Origin of the sequence: Mesorhizobium sp. M7A.F.Ca.CA.002.09.1.1 (assembly GCF_003998555.1) — a bacterium.
Taxonomy (GTDB): Bacteria; Pseudomonadota; Alphaproteobacteria; order Rhizobiales; family Rhizobiaceae; genus Mesorhizobium; species Mesorhizobium ciceri.
In genome coordinates this window covers 1-3,943 of record NZ_RZRR01000530.1, presented here as the reverse complement: position 1 = coordinate 3,943, position 3,943 = coordinate 1, and the positions used below count along the sequence as shown (strand labels likewise).

General features: G+C 62.5%; 3 protein-coding genes and 1 pseudogene. All 4 read right to left on the bottom strand.

Annotation, left to right across the window (positions count from 1 at the left end; genetic code table 11):
• Nucleotides 1-205, bottom strand: a pseudogene (locus EN994_RS36235) (hypothetical protein); the annotation flags it as partial.
• A complete protein-coding gene (locus EN994_RS21310) occupies nt 171-1,952 on the bottom strand; it encodes an acetolactate synthase 3 large subunit (RefSeq protein WP_082826477.1) in 1,782 nt (593 codons plus the stop codon). The gene EN994_RS21310 and the pseudogene EN994_RS36235, both read right to left, overlap by 35 nt.
• Nucleotides 1,953-2,209: 257 nt before the next feature.
• Nucleotides 2,210-3,391: a DUF6600 domain-containing protein gene (locus EN994_RS21305; RefSeq protein ID WP_063168270.1), complete on the bottom strand. Its 1,182-nt coding sequence runs from the start codon at nt 3,389-3,391 to the stop codon at nt 2,210-2,212.
• 192 nt (nt 3,392-3,583) lie between these two features.
• Nucleotides 3,584-3,943: hypothetical protein (locus EN994_RS35405; protein WP_206530445.1), on the bottom strand; the 360-nt coding region annotated here is incomplete at its 5' end.

Genomic DNA, 3,943 nt, shown 5'->3' with positions numbered 1-3,943 from the left:
GCACGGAAAGCGTGTGGTTTTCCGGCTTTTCCGTTTCCTTGGCGATAAAATAGGCCGAACCGGTCGGTTGTAGCTGTGCGTTCATGACATGAATCTCGATTTCAAGCTCTTGAGCTAATTCTTTGTTTGCGCAGGGCTTTCTCGCGACAGCCCTGCCTTGGTTCTGCCGGCTACACCAGTTCCCTGCCCTTGGCGTCGATGGCATTGGCCACCGCCTCGTCGGTCGCCTCGTCGGGCAACAGCATCTCGTTATGCGCCTTGCCCGACGGGATCATCGGGAAGCAGTTGGCGAGCGTCGCCACGCGGCAATCGAACAGCACCGGCTTCCTGACCGAGATCATCTCCTTGATCGCGTCGTCCAGCTCGTCCGGCTTTTCGCAGCGAATGCCGTGGCCGCCATAGGCCTCGGCCAGCTTGACGAAGTCCGGCATCGCCTCGGTATAGGAATGCGACAGCCGGTTGCCGTGCAGCAACTGCTGCCACTGCCGCACCATGCCCATATACTGGTTGTTGAGGATGAAGATCTTGATCGGCGCATTGTGCTGCACCGCCGCGCTCATCTCCTGCATCGTCATCTGCACCGAGGCGTCGCCGGCAATGTCGATGACCAAAGCGTCGGGATGCGCGATCTGCACGCCGAGTGCTGCCGGCAGGCCATAACCCATCGTGCCCAGCCCGCCCGACGTCATCCAGCGGTTCGGCTTCTCGAAACGATAGTGCTGCGCCGCCCACATCTGGTGCTGGCCGACCTCGGTGGTGATGTAGGTGTCCATGCCCTTGGTCAGTTCGTAGAGCCGCTCGATGGCGTATTGCGGCATGATCACGTCGTTGTTCATCTTGTAGGCGAGCGAGTCGCGCGCACGCCATTTGGCGATCTGCTCCCACCAGGGGTAGAGCGCCTTCTTGTCGGCCTTGGCGCTCGCCCGCCACAGCCGCACCATATCCTCCAGCACCCGGCCGACATCGCCGATGATCGGCACCTCGGTGTGGACGTTCTTGTTGATCGACGACGGATCGATGTCGATGTGGATCTTCTTCGAGTTCGGCGAGAAGGCGGTCAGCCGGCCGGTGATGCGGTCGTCGAAGCGCGCGCCGATGCAGATCATCACGTCGCAATCATGCATGGCCATGTTGGCTTCATAGGTGCCGTGCATGCCGAGCATGCCCATCCAGTTCTTGCCCGATGCCGGATAGGCGCCGAGGCCCATCAGCGTCGAGGTGATCGGGAAACCGGTGAGATCGACCAGTTCGCGCAACAGATGGCTCGCTTCCGGGCCGGAGTTGATGACGCCGCCGCCGCTGTAGATGATCGGCTTCTTGGCGCCCGCCATCAACTCGACCGCCGCCTTGATCTTCTCCAGGTCGCCCTGGACCTTTGGCTGGTAGCTGGTGCGTGGCGCGATCTGCGGCGGGACATAGAATCCCTTGGCGAACTGCACATCCTTCGGGATGTCGACGACGACCGGACCGGGACGGCCGGTGGTCGCGACATGAAAGGCCTCGTGGATGGTGGCGGCGAGCTCGTTGACGTCCTTCACCAGCCAGTTGTGCTTGGTGCAGGGGCGCGTGATGCCGACCGTATCGCATTCCTGAAAAGCGTCCGAGCCGATCAGCGAGGTCGGCACCTGCCCGGTCAGGCAGACCAGCGGGATCGAATCCATCAACGCGTCCTGCAGCGGCGTCACCGCATTGGTGGCGCCCGGGCCGGAGGTCACCAGCATCACGCCGGCCTTACCGGTCGAACGCGCATAGCCTTCCGCCGCATGGCCGGCGCCCTGCTCATGGCGCACCAGTATGTGCTCGACCTCGTCTTGCTGAAAAATCTCGTCATAGATCGGAAGGACAGCGCCGCCGGGATAGCCGAAGACATGCTTGACGCCATTGTCCTTCAGCGCCTGCACCACCATTTCGGCGCCCGTCATCTCGCGCCGCTCGTTCTGTCCGTTGCTCATCGGTCTGGTCCCGTACTGTCGCCATTGGGCGTTTGCTGGTCGTTTAGTCGTGTTTCAGGCAATAAAAAAGGCCCCCGAGGGAGCCTGTGTCTTGCGCATGGGGGGTTTTCGCCCGGCGGTTACACCGCCTTGCCCACGCGCTTTCCTACGAGAATGAGTGCTGTTTTCATGGTGGCGGACACTAAGGGCGGGCAAGGCGACCTGTCAACGGGAAAAATCGCGCCGGCGCGCACAGCGTGCCGGCGCGATTGAGGCGATCAGCGCGGCGCCTTGCAGCGGGAAACGCGCGGATCGCATCTGGACACCTTCCTCGCCTGCATCTTCGCTGGCGGATGGTGAGGTGCCACCCTTGCCGGGCCATGGTGCTGGGGCATGTGCATTGCCATCGCCTGCTGATGCGGCTTCTGTTGTCCGGCACCGCGTGCAGGACGCTGCCCCGAGACCGGCTTGGCCGAACCCGGTTTGGCCGACGATTTGACGACGATACGTCCATCGCCCGCGGTCCTGTCGGCATGCAGCTTGAGCGCATCGGCCTTCGCGCCGTTGCCGGCGGCCATCCGCTTGCGCACAGTGTTGCCAGGCTTCACGACGGCTGGATTGCTCGCTGTCACAGCGCTCGGAGACGTGGCCTTGTCGCCGCTCGCAATCTTGGGGCCATGGCCCGCCACGATTTGCCCGTTCCCATTGGCCGCCTTGGCGGCAGGCATTGCATTGCCGGCAAGCTTCTTGATTTCGGCGCCCCTGGAAGCATCGAGACGTGCACTGGCAAACACGCCTTTGAGCGGAGGAACCAGTTTTGCCGCCTTGATCGATTCCATGACGGGCTTCGGGAGTTGCTGCAGCCGGGGTCCGGCATTGATTGCAACCACCTGGTTGCCAAGCCGCACGCGTGGCGCATTGTTGACCACGACCGTCTGGTTGATGAATGTCGTGTTGCGCACGATGACGACGTTCTCCTGAACCGGCCGCACCACCCTGACCAGATCCACCGCGCCGATCGCCGCCACCGGCACGAAACACCACCAGGCGTCGTCGAAGGCGGCACCGACGTCGGGCGGCGCCGGAGCCCAGCCGACATCATTGCCGCCCTGACGCCAGACCACCCAGGCTGGCGCCCATTGATCGCCGGCGATCCACACCCAGCCGAAATCGGGATCATACGCCCAGCGGCCATAGTGATAGACGACATCGCCGAATGGCTCGGTGGACTGCCAGTACCAGCCATTGTCAGTCCAGACCCACCTGCCTTCGGTGTAGGGCCGCCATTGGGTATGCACCGAGGGAACCCAGACATCGCCGAAGCGGCTGGAGGTTCGCCATCCGCCATAGTTCGAAAGCCTTTCGCGGACGGTGACGGAAATTTCCGCCGCATGCGCCTGTGTTCCGGGCAGCATCAGCGGGCCGGTCAGCGTCGCACTCAAGGCCATGACCGCGGCCATTGCTGCAGCACGTCCACGCCGGCCGAGAGAGTGGCGTGAAGACGCTTGGAAAAAGGATATGATAATCATAACGGGCTCCAGAGTTCCGCATCCAGAAAATCCCGGGAACCGCCCTGCTGCCCGCCACCGCTTCCCGGCTTCTCACCGATCGGTTGTCATCGGCCCCGGTGACCGCATTGCGGCATTTGACCATCAACTTTGCGCGACCGGCGCGGCATTCACAAATGGGACGGTCGTTTCCGGCGCCCGGGCGATTGCGAAACCGCCGGGTGATCCCATTTTGCGAATAAACCATTGAAACCGCTGGAAACTATGGTGGGGCGTGACGAGGGCCGCCATCTCTGACGATACTTGATCGTCCGGCGGCAAGCCCGTCGGAGCCATCACCATGACGATCTGGATTTCACGGGAGGAAACCTGATGCTCGACAAGCCCTCTAGCAAGAAACTGTCTGACGTACTCGACCAGTTCGGCGCCGCGCTTGCTGCCGATGACATCGAGAAGGCGGTCGATTGCTTTCAAGAAGATTGCTACTGGCGCGACCTCGTTACC

Bases quoted from the DNA above. Each gene is read 5' to 3' on its own strand.
- EN994_RS21310 (WP_082826477.1), bottom strand. From the start codon at position 1,952: ATGAGCAACGGACAGAACGAGCGGCGCGAGATGACGGGCGCCGAAATG.
- EN994_RS21305 (WP_063168270.1), bottom strand. From the start codon at position 3,391: ATGGCCGCGGTCATGGCCTTGAGTGCGACGCTGACCGGCCCGCTGATG.